The following is a 16,354-nucleotide window of genomic DNA, read 5'->3' as shown; positions in this document are numbered from 1 at the left end:
GGCAATCTCGTCAAATATCCTGAGATTGCTTCGTCGAATTACTTTGTAATTCTTCTCGCAATGACGCTTAAAACACTATTAAACCAACAAAAAAACAATGCGGAAAGCTTTTAAAAAATTTTTAAAAAATAATAAATATGTACTTAGTATAATTACTATTTTACTATATTGGTATTTGCGTTTTGTTTATTTTACATCAAAACAGAAATTTATTTTTTACGATAACGGCAATAAGGAAAAATTCTTAAACGAACAAGGAGTAATCTTTGCATTTTGGCATAATATGCTTGCCTTAAGTCCGGCTATGTTTATAGGACATAGAAATATCTATGCTTTAATATCACCGCATTTAGACGGGAAAATTTTAAATGATCTAGTAGGAAAATTCGGTTGCAGAGTGATAGTAGGTTCTACTAATAAAAATCCAATTGGAGCTTTACGTAATATTATAGGTAAGTTATCTCAAGGTGCAAATATAATAGTCACGCCGGACGGTCCTAAAGGACCGGTATATAAAGTAAATAGCGGCATTACCGAAATTGCTTATAGATATAATAAAAAACTTATTCCTATAGTCAGCTCCACTTCTAGATGTTTCAGATTAAAAAGTTGGGATAAATTAATAATACCCCTACCGTTTGGTACCATTAAAATCATAGTTGGCTCACCTTTAGAACTCACAAATGATAAAATACAAAACCATATAAGCCTTGAAAAACAACTAGCAAGCTTAACAGAGAGTTTAAAGAAATGATGTTATTATATTATGCTTTAAGCTTTATATTATTACCTATTTATTTTATCATAATTCTTATACGTTTATTAATAGGTAAGGAAGATATAAGACGCATCCAAGAACGTTTTGCTATAGGTAAGTATCGACAAGACAACTCCTTCTTAATATGGATTCATGCAGCTAGCGTCGGCGAGTCAATGGCAGCTTTAACTTTAATAAGTAATATAAGTAAACGCTATCCTGACATTCGTTTTTTAGTAACTTCTTGGACTAACAGCTCCGCTAAAATATTAACTGCCAAATTACCTAAAATAGCAGTTCACCAATTTTTACCGATAGATAATATTATTTTTACTCGAAAATTTTTAAAAAATTGGCAACCTAATTTAGGTATTTTTATAGAATCGGAATTATGGCCGTGTACTATTAATGAAGGAGCAAGACAATGTAAATTACTGCTAGTAAATGCTCGTATTTCTGATAAATCGTTTAAAGCTTGGCTAAAAAGAAAAAGCTTCTTTCAGCTTATCCTCAAAAATTTTAGTAAAATTATCATGCAAAGCGAACGCGACTTACAAAAATTCAATGAACTTGGCATATCAGATGCAGTTAATTTAGGTAATATTAAATTTGCCAACGAAAAACTTCCAGTTAATCAAGAAGAGTTATCAAAATTAAGCTTACATTTAGACAATAGGCGAGTTGTGGTATTTGCTAGCACTCACCCCGAAGATGAAGAGGTGATTTTGCCTATAATAAAAAACCTAAAAGAGCAGTTTTTAGATTGCTATATTATCATAATTCCAAGACATCCCGAACGAGTTAAATCAATTATCGATAATTTTAAGTCACATAATTTATCCGCTACCGCTAAGTCACAAAATGATTTACCTGTTTTAAGCGATGATATTTATATAGTTGATAGATTCGGCGAAATGGGATTGTTTTTTTCCGTAGCTACAATTTCTTTTATCGGCGGTTCTTTTAAACAAGGCGGGCATAATATTTTAGAAGCGGCATATTTCTCTAATTGTATTATATTCGGTCCCGATATGAGTAAAAACACCGATATCGCTAAAGGCGTACTGCAAAATGAAGCCGCTATCCAAATCAAAAACGGTAAAGATTTACTAACCAAACTAACATATCTACTTAGCCTTAATAATTCTCTAGCACTTAAAGCTTACCGCGGGAATGCTTTAAAATTTGTTGAGGACAACCAAAAAATCCTAGATGAATATTTACAAGTAATTACGAAGTTTCTTTGATAGAATTTAACTAAAAACTCTTATTCTCCTAAAAGTTCTATAGTAAATTCGCTATCTACGTGGGCGATTTCTATAGACCCGTTATTTTCTAGTATTTTTTTATGCAAATACTTGTAATATCCACTATTTACAGGCAAAGAACATAGTTTACCTTTATAAACGTTAATGCAGGATACCATTGGTTATAAAAAATTATAGGAGTGTTTGGCAACGATAACTTATTTAATTTTCCGTCTCTACCATAATGTATCTTTAGAAAAGCAGGATCATCTTTGGACATTGAACCATCCGAATATTTTAAAATTAGAGAAAGTTCAAAAGTCCCTCCTACATCTTGAGTAGTATCAGGTAGAATCATGCTTCTAAATTCCTTAATTTTAACTATATGCTTGTTATTTAATCTTAACATTAAGGAAGTTTCAATTGTCTCTTCCAACGCAATACCACACTTATAACCGTCATCTCTTTTAAGTTCTTTTTGAATAACTTTGCGTTGAATAGGATCAGAAAATATAAATTTTTCCTTACCGTTGCTATTAAAATCACTTCCTGGACCGACAACTTCTATTTTGCCGGTTGTCACTTTATAAGCGTTTGAAAGGGTTTTAGCTCCGATTTTTGCACTATCTACCAATTTTTTTCCGTATATTTTAGCCTTTTCTCTTTTAGAGGTAGGAGTATTAGGCGGAGTTTGCTCCGAAGGATCTACAGGATTAGTTGCATTTGGTTGATTTACAGTCGTAGTACCTCGAGGGGAAGGATGTTTTGCTATATAGGTTATCTTACTTTCAGGTTCGGTGCCGAGAATTTCTATTTGTCCCGTTCCTATCTTATAGGCGTTTTCTATAATTTTGCTTCCTGTTACGGTAACTTTTACTGCTCCTTCTACTGCTTTATAACATGCATAACCGGCACATAACTCCAAGCAGTTCGGCATCACACCATCACTAGAGTTAGCTTGTCTTCTACGATGCTCTTCGGCAGCATAAATCTCTGCTGCATATTGCTCTTTTGTCCGTGACATAAAATATTCTCTGTTTAAACTAATAATAACGATTAATGTAAGACTTTCTATTATTAAGTCAATATAAATCTTTTATTATAAAGTAAAAAATCGAAAAATTATTTATTAACAGATAGCTGATTGTAGCTAGAGAGATATTATAAATACGAATTTAGAATAAGCACTTATCTAAATTCGCATTTATTGACTTTGAAAGGTAAATTTAACCCTGTGTGATGGCTGCTACTTCATCGGCGAAGTTTTTTTCTTCGTGTTCTATACCTTCACCAAGTTCGTATCTAATAAATTTGGCGATTTTAATTTCTGCACCGAGTTCTTTTTCAGCATTTTTAATTACTTCCGCAACAGTAAATTTAGGCTCAAATAAGAAATTTTGCTGAAGCAATACAACTTCAGAGAAGAATTTACGTATTCTACCTTCTACCATTTTTTCTATAATATTATCAGGCTTTCCTTCTTCTTTAGATTTTTCAAAAAATACTTTTCTCTCACGCTCTACGAGTGCTTGATCCAAGCTTGAATCATCTATACTTTGCGGGTTATTTCCTGCTACATGAACAGCAATTTGTTTAGCTAAAGCTTCTAGCTTTGCTTTATCTTTTGCATTAGATTCAAGACCTACTAATACGGAAATTTTTCCTAGATTCGGTACAACTTCATTATGTACGTAGGAACCGATTGCTCCTTCGGATATCTCTAATATATCCATACGACGTAATGTTAAATTTTCACCGATTGTAGCGATATTTTCTATAATCTCTTCTTCAACTGATTTACCGCTTTGCATTTTAGATGTTTTTAGCGTGTCTATAGTTTTTGCAATTACTGCAAGATTTGCAATATCCTTAACTAGAACCTGAAATTGCTCATTTCTAGCAACAAAATCCGTTTCGGAATTTACTTCAACCACCACTCCGGTAAGCCCATCAACTTTTGCAGCCGTTAAACCTTCAGAAGCAATACGTCCGGCTTTTTTTGCTGCCGCAGCTAAGCCTTTCTTACGCAGAAAATCTATAGCTTCTTCAAAATTACCGCTAGTTTCTATTAATGCTTTTTTGCAGTCCATCATACCTGCACCGGTTTTTTCTCTTAATTCTTTAACCGCTGCAGCACTTATATTTATTTCACTCATACCTTACTTTCTCCTTAATTATTATATTTGGCTTGGGGTGTGGCTCGAAGAACGGCCTCGGTGTCACCCCGTGTCTTGACCACGGGGCCCATAAAAATAATTTAAAATACTAGTATCGTTAGTATTTTAAGTTAGATCCCGCGATCAAGTTGCGGGATGACAGGAGAAGAAACGATCCACACAACAACATTTATGCATTATCAGAATTTTTATTTTCATCGGCATCATTTAATGCTTGCTCAAATTCTGTATTTGTCTCTTCATCAATATTTTTCGTTTTAGAGAATTTTTTAGCTTGTTTTAATTTAGAAACATTTTTAGAAGTTAACGCCTTATCTGTATGCTCCTGCATAGCTCCCATATCAACCCCTGAAGCTTTCATTGATTCTTCAAGTCCTTGTAATGCCGCATCTGCAAATAAACTACAATAAAGTCTTATTGACCTTATAGAATCGTCATTACCCGGAATCGGATAATCTACATTATCAGGATTAGAATTAGTATCGACTACTGCAACTATAGGAACATTAAGCTTTACCGCTTCATTAATTGCGATATGCTCTTTATTAGTGTCAATAACTACTAGAAGATCAGGTTTAGAATTAAGATTTCTAATACCGGCAAGAGATAGAAGTAACTTCTCTTTCTTACGGCTCATATCAAGTATTTCTTTCTTAGTATAACCCATAAGTACTTCTTCATTTTCTAAAGTTTTTTCTAACTTATTTAGTTTTTCTATTGAACCCGCAATAGTTTTCCAGTTAGTTAGCATACCGCCAAGCCATCTATGATTTACGTAATATTGTCCGCATTTTTCAGCATATTCCGCTATAATATCACTGGCCTGTATTTTAGTACTTACAAATAATATTTTACCGTCTTTTTTTACGGTTTCATATATTGTATTCAAAGCAACACTCATTAAAGCGGCACTTTGTCTTAAATCGATTATATGAACATCATCACGTTCACCATATATATAAGATGCCATTTTAGGATTCCAACGTGAGGTCTTATGACCGAAATGCACGCCTGCATCTAATAATTCTTTAATGTTAACGGCTGGTATTTTTGACATTTTTAAATTCTCCTAATTGTTAGTTTATACCTCCGTAAGATATTGTGTATATTCGTCATCCCGTGGCTTGACCACGGGATCCAAAAACAACTTATTATCATATATTTACTGAATGCCGTGATCAAGGAACTAGCATGACAGTTCTATACATGAACTAACATTATATCTTACGTGTGAATTTGCTTAAATCATAAGCCTACAAACTATATACGTATATTGCATAATTTACAAGCTTTTATTCTTTTCGCCAAATAGTAGTACCGTCAGGTTTATCTTCTAGAATTATTTTTTCCTCTAATAACTGGTTACGAATTTGATCGGCTAATAACCAATTTTTTTGTTTTTTTGCTTCCAAACGCTTATTTACAAGCTCATTTATATAGAGTTCATCCACACCGCTATTAAACCACTCATGGGGAGTCTTATTCATTAAACCAATAAAATTAGCACAAGTAATAATAGCAGAGGCGTTAAGCTGCCTTTCTTCTTCAGTTTTAGAAATAAAAACACCTTTAGCATAGTCATTAATTATTTTAACGGCAAGCGGCGTATTCATGTCATCAAGTAAGCTTTGCATGAAATTGTGAGGTAAATCTATTTTTTTTACATTAATATTTTCTATGGCTCTATACCAATAATCTAAAGTCTTTTTAGCATCTTCTATAGCTTTATCATTATAATCAAGTGGACGTCTATAGTGAGTACTTAATAAAAATAACCTTACTACCTCTCCTGAAATTTCTTTATCCATTAAATCTCTTACGGTAATAAAATTACCGAGAGATTTACTCATTTTCTCACCGTTCACCGTTAGAAAGCCATTATGTACCCAATATTTAGCATAGGTAGAATCCGGAAAAGCACATCTACTTTGTGCAATTTCATTAGTATGATGCGGGAAGATTAAATCTGCTCCGCCACCGTGAATATCAAAATTCTCACCTAAATATTTGTAGCTCATGGCTGAACATTCAATATGCCATCCAGGGCGACCGAGTCCCCAAGGGCTTTCAAAATTCATATTTGTGGATTCATTCGGCTTTGCTGGTTTCCATAACACAAAATCCTGTGGATGCTTTTTGGTTTTGCTGTTTTCTATACGCACTCCCTCAAACATTTCTTCTAAATTTCGGTTAGATAATTCCGTATAATTTGGAGCTGATAAAACATCAAAATAAACATGATTATCCGCAATATATGCATGATCTTTTGCTATTAAGCGTTCTATTATTTCGATCATTACATCAATATGCTCTGTAGCTTTCGGCTCAATACTCGGTAGTAGGCAACCTAAATATGCCATATCTGTATGAAACTCTTGTGTAACTTTATCAGTCAACTCATTAATAGTAATGCTAAGTAGCTCAGCCCTATCGATAATTTTATCGTCAACATCCGTAATGTTACGTACATATTTTACTGCCTTCTCATCGAATATTTTTATAACTATACGGTAGAGTAAATCATATACCACTACCGACCTGCTATTACCTATATGAGGATTATCGTAAACAGTCGGTCCGCATACATACATTTTTACTTTAGTCTGATCTTGAGGGTTAAAAACCTCTTTAGTACGGCTAAGAGTGTTATATAAGTGAAATTGAATTTGCATATTTTATTTACCAAAAATTGAGATGCCATTAGTATGTGATGTATTAAGCACATTTTGGTTAAAAAATCTATTAGTTAACAAAAATTAGTAATTAATAGTTTACATAAGTTAATAAACATTATATAATTCGCCTCGTTTACATTTAAAAAAATAATAACTGATCGAGGTTTGAATGAGCTTACAAAATTCCCACTCAAAAAAATATGTTTTAACTTTTTTCATGTCAACATGTTTGTTGACTAGTAGCTTTTTAAGTACAAGTGCTAGAGCGGCAGGCTTTACCCAATTAGCTAACCAAATACCAACCTTGAGCGGTCTTTCCAAAGTACAAAGAAAACAGAAATGGAATAGTTATACTTTACAAGAAAAACAAGAAACATGGAGAAGAGCAAAGTTGACACCTGATTTTGTTCAAGCAATGATTGATATGCAAACCGGTTTTACTGAAAGTGATTTATCGAGTCGCAATAACAAAACTAGACATAAAGCAAGAGAAAAAAAAGCAGAGCTTGACTTATATATTGCCGGAACGAAACAAGGCTTTAAGGAAAAAGTTGACGGGTATATTTCACAAGGAAAAATTCCTACGCCTGAAGAAGCAGCACAAAACCTTGAAATAGATTATGATGCTAAAAAAACAGATAATAAACTAGAAAAAAATCAAAATGTACGCCGTGCAGAAAAGGCTAAAAAAGCATTACTAGACCTGTATATTCACTCAATAACAACTTCAGTTAAAGAAAAAGAATACATAACTACCAGTCAAGTCCCTGAATTAGATGAACTAGAGAAAGCTCTTAATATAAGTAAAGAAGAAGCAAAACACCGTAGAACCATAATAAGAGATCAAGTTATGGCAAATGAAAGACCAAAGCTTGTACGTAGTGGTACGATTCTTACAAAAAAGGAACTACATAAACGTTTTGGTAGAGACACTACTACAGATGACACAAAATATATTGACGATATAACCACTAAGGTTATGTATACTAAAAAACAAGAATATGTAAATACAGATTTTCTTCCTAAAATTTCAGAAATAATGAATAAATTTAAGATAGATAAAGGACGTACAAATCTTTATTTAAAACAAATAAAAGCTGGAATAGAAGCAAAGCTTCTAGCAAGCAATAATCAAACTACTACTAAACCCTTTACTAAGCATTCTAGAACAACTACAAATACTGCAGGAACATCTTCGGGGGTTCCTTTTGACATAGGTAGAACAAAACCAGAGACAAAATCATTCGACTTTAAAGGATCAATACATAGTCTTCTAAATAGTAAACAGCAGGATCAATTAAGCAAGACTGAACAACACTTAAAACAGCAAATAAAATTAGAAGAAAATAAAGAAGAGTTTAAGGAAATTTTAACAAAAAATCTTATAGACGCATTACTATTTGCAGAACAGAGTAATTTAGGTAATTCTTTTAAACAGGAAGCTATCTCTAATATTGACTTAAGTAAGGATATAAGCAGGATATTATTTACTGTTGATGATAAAGGCAATAGAACAATATTAAATACAATATTAACTACTACTCCAGAACACAAAGATGAACTTATTAAGCAAGCTCAACACCATGCCATACAAACTTTACCAACATCTATATCTGATAAAGACGTTAGTGACAAAAAAAAATTAACGCTTGCAACACTGGCTGCAACAGAAGATAAAAAAGTACTAGAAGAAGCATTAGATAACTGGCTGAGTAATAACGGATATAAACGCAAGCCGGAAGTAAAGTCTTTAATCTCTATACTTTTATCTGATGAAACCACATTAAAAGCAGGAATAGATAAAATTTTTGAGTTACCTGTAGAAAACAATGTTAATAATAATTCAAATAAAGGTCAAAATGGCATTCCTGTTCCTCCTCCACCCCCACCTCTGTTAAATGGAACACCGACTTCTACAGCTTTTAATAATTCAAATCCTAATCATAAATTTGATTTAAAAAATTTTGAAGCTACATATCCTAGATTATATAAATCGTATAATGAATTTATTCAAAATACAACTTCAGCAAGTCAAAGTCAGGCAACCACAACGTCTAATAATATACCTGATACTAAGGCTAAAATGGGGGAATCACTTGAATTACTTAAACAGAAAGTTGCTAAGCAGAATGAGGTAATAGGCTTGATACGTAATGAAGTAACAAAATTGTATAACTTTTCTCCTAAAACTTTTGTAAATTTATTTAACACTGAGAACGAAGAGATTATCAAGAAAATTGAACAAATTGCTAAAAGAGAGGATATACAAAAAATACTTCAAGATAATGATATAAAAATAACATCTACTTTTGTAAGTAAGATTTTTAATGAATCGTTAGAACAAACGAAACAACGTCTTCATTCATCTAATATAATAAATGCAAAACAATATAAAAGGATTGAACGATATGCAAACAAACAAGAATGCGTAGCAGAATTCTTAAGAATTACAAATCCTCTAGAGCAATTAAAGTTTGCTAATAAATATATAAATATTCTTGGACAAAGTACCTTTAATGGTAAACTTAATGAATTAACAGAAAACTCTAATAGGTTAACATCCTCACAAAAAATTAATTTTGTACTTCAAGGGTATCAAGAATTAACTAGGGAAATTCCTACTGCTACAGCTAATTTAAATAAATTAAAACAAAATATTTTAGAAAAAATTGAAATTCAACAATTAATCGCAAATAAGGATATAAGCCGAAAAGATTTATTGGATATACTAAATAATAAAAATCCTGAGTTATTAAAATCACTTCTTGAAGCTAAGGTTATTTTAGAAGAGAATAAACTTAATAATTCAGCTAACGAAGTTGATTTAAAGGAAATTATACCTTTTCTTAATTATTTAACTTCAGAGCAATTAACAAGCTTAATTAATAGAATAACTATAGAAGGAGTAAAAACAGTACTTAAGGCTAAATGGGAGCAAAAAAATAAAACCGTATCTAATAATACTGAAAAGCCGCTTATTTATAATAACGGTATTCCAATGCCTCCACCTCCGCCGCCTCTTAATAGCGGTACTCCAATGCGTCCCCCGATTCCTAATGGCAATAGTAACTTTAGAACTAATGATTATCTAATTAGCATGGGTTATACACAGGAATTTATAGATAGAATGGATAAGGTAAAACCTAACAATAATTTTGGTAAAAAGAAAAATCATAATTATAAAGCTAAGGATTTTAAATCTAATGTAGGAAAAAATTATTATGAATCTACTTCAAAATTAGGAGGAACAGATATATTACTAACTGATTCACAAAAGTTAGAGAATGCTATTAAAAAAGAAGTATTAGCAAAATACATAGAAGAACCAAATAGAGATATGCAAGATGATTCTCTTTTAAAACAAGCATTTGAAGAAAAATTTTACTATGCTGAAGATAAAAATACAAAAGTAATTCCTAAACCCTCTGAAGTAAATTTTGATCCAAACTTCATAGGACCAAGAACCGAAGTAGGACAAGAGATATACGAACTTTATGAACAAGAATTTCTAAAACTTGCAAGAGATCCGGTATTTATTGAGTATGTAAAAAACAATAATAATACACAAAAAGATGAAAGAGAATTATTAATAAGCTTTATTGAACAAATAGAGTCTAAACGTCCTGAACTAGAACAAAAATACGGTAGTGAGGTTCAACCGGAAAATAGTAACAACGAAAAGAAAGTAGGACGTTTAAATATGAAACAATTCCAATCATTGTTTCAGCAAGAAAACGAAGCGACAAATGACGAATCTTCAACAAAGGATGATACACAACCTGAAGATAGTAATAAAAAGTCAGAGAAATCCGATTCAGAAACCGCTTTATCACCGAGGTTATTGAGTTCTAACGATAGCAAAAATGATAAATCATCAGATAATAAAAAATCACTTCTAGCCTTAAGATCTAGTGATGAAGAAGATAAAGGATATGAAACTGAGAAAGAATTAGAAGAAAGCAATAATACAACTGAAGAAGAATCAAAAAAAGATATAGCTTTAGAAAGCGAAGACGAAGCTATCGATATTTCATTCAAAACTGAAGCAATCGCAGAGCAAGATGAAGCGACACAGAGACAACAAGTATCTGATGACACCAGTAGGAAAGTAGCAATATTAGTTAAGGCAACTTCAACTCTTCATAAACCTGTTCACTATAATATTTTAAGTGATAGATTAAAGGTTGCTGCAATAGGTGCCGGTGATGAAGAACCAACTATCGCAAGAGGGGTATGGATTAGCGGCTTATACGGCATTAACAAACAAGGAACTTGGAAGAATATTCCAAGATATCAAGGTCGTACAACCGGTGTAACTATCGGGGCCGATGCTGAATTCATCAATAGTCATGATGTTATAGGAATAGCTTATAGCCGTTTAGAATCCCAAATTAAATATAATAAAAAACTAGGAAAAACAGCAGTTAACGGTCATCTTTTAAGCATTTACGGTCTAAAAGAACTAATTAAAGGTTTCTCATTACAGGCTATAACATCTTACGGTCATAATTATATTAAAAATAAATCTAAAAGTATTAATAATATAATTGGAAAATATCAAAACAATAATTTAAGTTTTCAAACCTTATTAAATTATAAATATCGTACAAAATACGATTTACATTTTATTCCTAATATCGGTTTTAAATATGATTATTCAAGAGCTAGCAACTATAAAGAATATAATGTAGATATAGAAAATTTGATGATTCAAAAGAAATCAAATCAATCATTTGAAAGTAGTATTGGCGGTAAAATAGTGTTTAAGCCTATAGCGACCGTAAATAATATAATATTAACGCCAAGTTTGTACGGTAATATTGAGCGTCACTTCAATAATAAAAATACAAAAGTTAATGCAAAAGCGACTTTTAAAGGGCAAACATTACAAGAAACAATTATTATACCAAAACAACCTAAACTTGGATATAATATCGGTAGTAATATACTTATGAGCAGAAAAAATATAAATGTTCTACTTGAGTATAATTATTACACTCATAGAAAATATCAAAGCCATCAAGGGCTTATTAAATTAAAAGTCAATTTGTAAAATAAATAAGGATAAGTTTCTCCTAAGAGCTTATCCTTTCTTAATAAACAAGCTTATTAACCAAAGCCAAATAGAATATCGGCGTACTAAATACGGTAAAAAATAGTTTAAATGAATAGCTATTAAGTACAAGCTGACCTAATTGGTCAAAAGGAAAAATATTAAATAAGCTCATAATCCCAATTACAATAAAAGTATCAATAAATAAAGAAATTGCCGTACTAAAATTATTTCTTATCCATAAATATTTACCTTTAGTAATTTTACGTATCCATAAATAGATATTAATATCAACAAGTTGAGCTATATAACAGGCAAAAGTTGATGCTAAAAAAGATATATGGTATGAACCAAAGACTTTATGAAAAGTTATGTTGTCAACATTAGACCAATTAGTAGCTTTCAATTTATCCATAAGACTTATTATTAAAACTATTATTATATTAAAAATAATAGCAAGTTTTACACAAAAATTGGCTCTTTCTTTACCGTAAAACTCAGCTATTAAATCCGTTAATAAAAAAGTTAACGGGTAAAAAATTGCTCCTATAGATAACTCAAGAATATAAAAATTAAAAATATTAAGGGAAACAAATTTTTGATATATTAAGTTTCCTACTATAATAAGGACTGTAAAAAAATACATAAAAAAGTGTAGAAGTCAAGATTTAATCTTACAGGCACTATAAAAATTATATCTGAATGTCTGATAAATTATGACTGTCAGATGAGTATTCAAGATATAAGATTTCATTATTCTTTTCAACAGCTAATTTCTTACTATCCTTGAAGGTCTGCATAGGATTTTTACCATAACAATATTTCCCAGAATGAGGTCTTTCATTATTATAATGTTCTAACCAAATATCAAGGTCAAGTTGTAGATCATCAAGATCAGTATAAATCTTTTTACGCATAGCCGTATCAAATAATTCTTGCTTCATAGTTTTATTAAAACGTTCACACATACCATTTGTTTGAGGAGAATATGCTTTAGTAGTGTTATGTTCAATGCCCTCAATGCTTAAGAACAATTCAAAAGCATGATGTTCTATATTTCCTTTATATTCACCACCTCTATCAGTTAGAATACGAAGCACTGGTATTTGCTGACTCTCATACCACGGCAGTACTCTATCATTAAGCATGTCAGCAGCGGTAAGAGCTGTTTTATCAGTATATAATTTAGCATCTGCGACCCTAGTATAGCTATCAATAAATACCTGAGAATATACCTTGCCTATACCTTTAAAATTACCTACATAATATGTATCTTGGCATCCTAGATAACCTGGATGCTGTGTATCAATCTCACCATGGGCTTCTTTTTCGCTACGCCATTTCTCTAATACTTGTAACTGAGCTTCGGTAAGAACAATACCATCTTGAACCATCTTTGCTTCTAATGCTTTAAGTCTTTTATTGATATTATTTAAATCATTACGTAGCCAAATCGATCTAACTCCTCCAGGTGATACAAGAATACCAGTCTTTTTAAGCTTATTTGATACTCTCATCTGACCATAAGGCTGGTATTCTATTGCCATATCTAATACTGCTCTCTCTACTGCTGGTTCAACTCTATTCGCTATAATTGGCTTCTTCCTGCTAATCTCATATAACGCCTCTTCTCCACCAGTTTCATATAGCTCTTTGAACCTATAATAACTGTCCCTGCTGTATCCCATTGCTTTACAGGCGGACGATATACTACCAAGACTCTTAGCTAATTCTAGTAATCCTATTTTTGGCTTTATTATTTTTTGATTTAGATTCATCTCTAATCCTCCATTTAATATTTATCTTATTTTACTAAATGTAAGATTAAATCTCAATTATTGCACATAAAATGATATAAATTTTTTCTTTTATATTAAATTCTATAGACATTTCTAAAATTATTTTGTGAATTATTGTCATACGGCTTTGTTGCAGGACCCGATTTTTTAATTATTTTTTTGGATTGCCACGTCGCTTTGCTCCTCGCAAGGTGTTGTTACGTGGATCAATTTCACCTCTGTCGTCCCGTGGCTTGACCACGGGATCCAGTTAAAAATACTAAAATTATTAGTATTTTTTATTGTTTTTATGGACCTAGTTAGCAAGCGAACTAGGTGACACAGTAGGTTTTACCGGTCTACGCAACAATGCCTCCTCGCAATGACTGTTCGGGTATCCATGCAACAATGCCAACAAAGATAGACAATGACAAGTATGAGAGATATTACTAAGATAAAGCTATAACTATTTAGCTATAGGTAAACTATTTTCTGCTTGATTTTCTTCAATTTCATTAATCTTAGAAACTAAATCAGATTTCTTTTTTGAGGAAAGATTAGCAAGTACTATTGCATTTATTAAAAATAATGTTGTAAGTATTATAGTGCTTTTAGTAAGAAAATTACCGACCGTTTTAGCACTGACTACTCCCATATTATTACTGCCGCTTATACTACTAATTCCATCCGATCCGCTACGCTGCATCAGAATAACTATAATTAGCAATATTGCAATAGTAATATGTACAAAAAGAAGAATGTCCATCATAAATATAAATATTTTTAGTGGTGCGGGCTAGTGTACGATTTGCTAACTACCACAGCTAAACGACAGTATATAAGCAATAGTTTTCTCATGCAACAAAATTTACAAGCAGCATAAAAATTTAAAGAATAAGGATTATCGTTGTTTTAATTTATACTTCGGCATTATCTGGGTTCATTGATCCAACTAAAACAGTCTCATTTTCATTATTATGAGTAGCTTCTTGTAATTGTGTATGAGATAATTGTGCTAATCTAATTTGCAATAATTGAGATTTAATCTTACATTTAGTAAAATAAGATAAATATTAAATGGAGGATTAGAGATGAATCTAAATCAAAAAATAATAAAGCCAAAAATAGGATTACTAGAATTAGCTAAGAGTCTTGGTAGTATATCGTCCGCCTGTAAAGCAATGGGATACAGCAGTGACAGTTATTATAGGTTCAAAGAGCTATATGAAACTGGTGGAGAAGAGGCGTTATATGAGATTAGCAGGAAGAAGCCAATTATAGCGAATAGAGTTGAACCAGCAGTAGAGAGAGCAGTATTAGATATGGCAATAGAATACCCAGCCTTATGGTCAGATGAGAGTATCAAATAAGCTTAAAAAGACTGGTATTCTTGTATCACCTGGAGGAGTTAGATCGATTTGGCTACGTAATGATTTAAATAATATCAATAAAAGACTTAAAGCATTAGAAGCAAAGATGGCTCAAGATGGTATTGTTCTTACCGAAGCTCAGTTACAAGTATTAGAGAAACGGCGTAGCGAAAAAGAAGCCCATGGTGAGATTGATACACAGCATCCAGGTTATCTAGGATGCCAAGATACATATTATGTAGGTAATTTTAAAGGTATAGGCAAGGTATATTCTCAGGTATTTATTGATAGCTATACTAGGGTCGCAGATGCTAAATTATATACTGATAAAACAGCTCTTACCGCTGCTGACATGCTTAATGATAGAGTACTGCCGTGGTATGAGAGTCAGCAAATACCAGTGCTTCGTATTCTAACTGATAGAGGTGGTGAATATAAAGGAAATATAGAACATCATGCTTTTGAATTGTTCTTAAGCATTGAGGGTATTGAACATACCACTACTAAAGCATATTCTCCTCAAACAAATGGTATGTGTGAACGTTTTAATAAAACTATGAAGCAAGAATTATTTGATACGGCTATGCGTAAAAAGATTTATACTGATCTTGATGATCTACAACTTGACCTTGATATTTGGTTAGAACATTATAATAATGAAAGACCTCATTCTGGGAAATATTGTTATGGTAAAAATCCTATGCAGACCTTCAAGGATAGTAAGAAGTTAGCTGTTGAAAAGAATAATGAAATCTTATATCTTGAATACTCATCTGACAGTCATAACTTATCAGACATTCAGATATAATTTTTATAGTGCCTGTAAGATTAAATCTTGACCTCTACAAAGCAGTGTCATTGTAAGTTGTCCTACCATGATTAATAGATTCATCGGACATTTTAGGTATAAGTAATTCACATACTTTTTCCATGTTTTGATGAATAGCATAAATTAAAGCTGTTTCACCTCTGGAGTCAATTTTGCTTAATTCGGTTGTATCCATTTCGGCAATTAACTCTAGAGCTTCTTTTGTATTTTTATTGCTTCTATTAGTTTTTCATATGAAGTTTTAGATTGTTCTTTAAGCATAACTATACCATTATTAAATTCTATAATTTTTAATATTTTGTTAAGAATGAGCTTATAGATAGAACAATAATAAAGAGCTTTAAGAAAGCAATAGAAATTTAACTAAAAGTGTGAATAAATAAATTGAGGTTGATTTAAGAAATATACAAATTTAGTTTTTTTTATAATATTTAAAATTCGGGATTTAAAAGAGATTTAATACAAAAA

Annotated in this window: 10 protein-coding genes and 2 pseudogenes; 4 read left to right on the top strand and 8 right to left on the bottom strand. The window is 31.6% G+C overall.

The features are described from left to right. Positions 1-97: 97 nt before the first annotated feature. The gene (locus ACE38Q_RS07170; RefSeq protein ID WP_500190868.1) at positions 98-754 is read left to right on the top strand and encodes a lysophospholipid acyltransferase family protein; all 657 of its coding nucleotides are present in this window, start codon (positions 98-100) and stop codon (positions 752-754) included. Next, positions 751-2,004 (top strand): lipid IV(A) 3-deoxy-D-manno-octulosonic acid transferase, encoded by a 1,254-nt coding sequence (gene waaA, locus ACE38Q_RS07165; RefSeq protein WP_500190865.1) that lies wholly within the window; start codon positions 751-753, stop codon positions 2,002-2,004. The genes ACE38Q_RS07170 and waaA overlap by 4 nt, the downstream gene beginning before the upstream one ends. A 127-nt stretch (positions 2,005-2,131) precedes the next feature. Here waaA and ACE38Q_RS07160 read toward each other — a convergent pair whose 3' ends face one another. From ACE38Q_RS07160 to cysS, 4 genes are all read right to left on the bottom strand, one after another. Beyond that, complete coding sequence (locus tag ACE38Q_RS07160) at positions 2,132-3,028, bottom strand: hypothetical protein (RefSeq protein WP_500190863.1); 897 nt, start codon at positions 3,026-3,028, stop codon at positions 2,132-2,134. Positions 3,029-3,230: 202 nt separating this feature from the next. Further along, positions 3,231-4,160: a translation elongation factor Ts gene (tsf, locus tag ACE38Q_RS07155; protein WP_500190861.1), complete on the bottom strand. Its 930-nt coding sequence runs from the start codon at positions 4,158-4,160 to the stop codon at positions 3,231-3,233. A 190-nt stretch (positions 4,161-4,350) separates the two neighbouring features. Further along, positions 4,351-5,238 carry a 30S ribosomal protein S2 gene (gene rpsB, locus ACE38Q_RS07150; protein ID WP_500190859.1) on the bottom strand — a complete coding sequence of 296 codons (888 nt, stop codon included), beginning with the start codon at positions 5,236-5,238 and terminating at the stop codon, positions 4,351-4,353. 235 nt (positions 5,239-5,473) lie between these two features. After that, positions 5,474-6,853, bottom strand: coding sequence for a cysteine--tRNA ligase (gene cysS / locus ACE38Q_RS07145; protein ID WP_500190857.1), 1,380 nt, complete (start codon positions 6,851-6,853; stop codon positions 5,474-5,476). 172 nt (positions 6,854-7,025) lie between these two features. Here cysS and ACE38Q_RS07140 point away from each other — a divergent pair, with 172 nt between their 5' ends. After that, a complete protein-coding gene (locus ACE38Q_RS07140; RefSeq protein ID WP_500190854.1) occupies positions 7,026-11,909 on the top strand; it encodes an autotransporter outer membrane beta-barrel domain-containing protein in 4,884 nt (1,627 codons plus the stop codon). A 30-nt stretch (positions 11,910-11,939) separates the two neighbouring features. Here ACE38Q_RS07140 and ACE38Q_RS07135 read toward each other — a convergent pair. The 3 genes and pseudogenes from ACE38Q_RS07135 to secG all read right to left on the bottom strand — a co-directional run bounded on the left by ACE38Q_RS07135 (position 11,940) and on the right by secG (position 14,456). Beyond that, positions 11,940-12,596, bottom strand: a pseudogene (locus ACE38Q_RS07135) (queuosine precursor transporter). A gap of 5 nt (positions 12,597-12,601) precedes the next feature. Beyond that, positions 12,602-13,687, bottom strand: a complete 1,086-nt coding sequence (locus ACE38Q_RS07130) for an IS481 family transposase (RefSeq protein WP_500190851.1) — start codon at positions 13,685-13,687, stop codon at positions 12,602-12,604. Positions 13,688-14,153: 466 nt separating this feature from the next. After that, positions 14,154-14,456: a preprotein translocase subunit SecG gene (gene secG / locus ACE38Q_RS07125; RefSeq protein WP_500189711.1), complete on the bottom strand. Its 303-nt coding sequence runs from the start codon at positions 14,454-14,456 to the stop codon at positions 14,154-14,156. Between the two features lie 322 nt (positions 14,457-14,778). Between secG and ACE38Q_RS07120 the strand changes: the two are divergent. Next, positions 14,779-15,865, top strand: a pseudogene (locus tag ACE38Q_RS07120) (IS481 family transposase). A 34-nt stretch (positions 15,866-15,899) separates the two neighbouring features. On the opposite strand, the gene ACE38Q_RS07115 reads toward ACE38Q_RS07120, so the two are convergent. Continuing rightward, complete coding sequence (locus ACE38Q_RS07115; RefSeq protein WP_500190848.1) at positions 15,900-16,061, bottom strand: hypothetical protein; 162 nt, start codon at positions 16,059-16,061, stop codon at positions 15,900-15,902. Between the last annotated feature and the right edge of the window lie 293 nt (positions 16,062-16,354).

Origin of the sequence: Rickettsia endosymbiont of Thecocarcelia acutangulata, from assembly GCF_964263195.1 — a bacterium.
GTDB classification, from domain to species: domain Bacteria; phylum Pseudomonadota; class Alphaproteobacteria; order Rickettsiales; family Rickettsiaceae; genus Rickettsia; species Rickettsia felis.
The sequence above is the reverse complement of the archived record's forward strand: the minus strand, read 5'-3'. Positions and strand labels throughout refer to the sequence as shown.

Bases quoted from the DNA above. Each gene is read 5' to 3' on its own strand.
- ACE38Q_RS07170 (WP_500190868.1), top strand. From the start codon at position 98: ATGCGGAAAGCTTTTAAAAAATTTTTAAAAAATAATAAATATGTACTT.
- waaA (WP_500190865.1), top strand. From the start codon at position 751: ATGATGTTATTATATTATGCTTTAAGCTTTATATTATTACCTATTTAT.
- ACE38Q_RS07160 (WP_500190863.1), bottom strand. From the start codon at position 3,028: ATGTCACGGACAAAAGAGCAATATGCAGCAGAGATTTATGCTGCCGAA.
- tsf (WP_500190861.1), bottom strand. From the start codon at position 4,160: ATGAGTGAAATAAATATAAGTGCTGCAGCGGTTAAAGAATTAAGAGAA.
- rpsB (WP_500190859.1), bottom strand. From the start codon at position 5,238: ATGTCAAAAATACCAGCCGTTAACATTAAAGAATTATTAGATGCAGGC.
- cysS (WP_500190857.1), bottom strand. From the start codon at position 6,853: ATGCAAATTCAATTTCACTTATATAACACTCTTAGCCGTACTAAAGAG.
- ACE38Q_RS07140 (WP_500190854.1), top strand. From the start codon at position 7,026: ATGAGCTTACAAAATTCCCACTCAAAAAAATATGTTTTAACTTTTTTC.
- ACE38Q_RS07130 (WP_500190851.1), bottom strand. From the start codon at position 13,687: ATGAATCTAAATCAAAAAATAATAAAGCCAAAAATAGGATTACTAGAA.
- secG (WP_500189711.1), bottom strand. From the start codon at position 14,456: ATGATGGACATTCTTCTTTTTGTACATATTACTATTGCAATATTGCTA.
- ACE38Q_RS07115 (WP_500190848.1), bottom strand. From the start codon at position 16,061: ATGGATACAACCGAATTAAGCAAAATTGACTCCAGAGGTGAAACAGCT.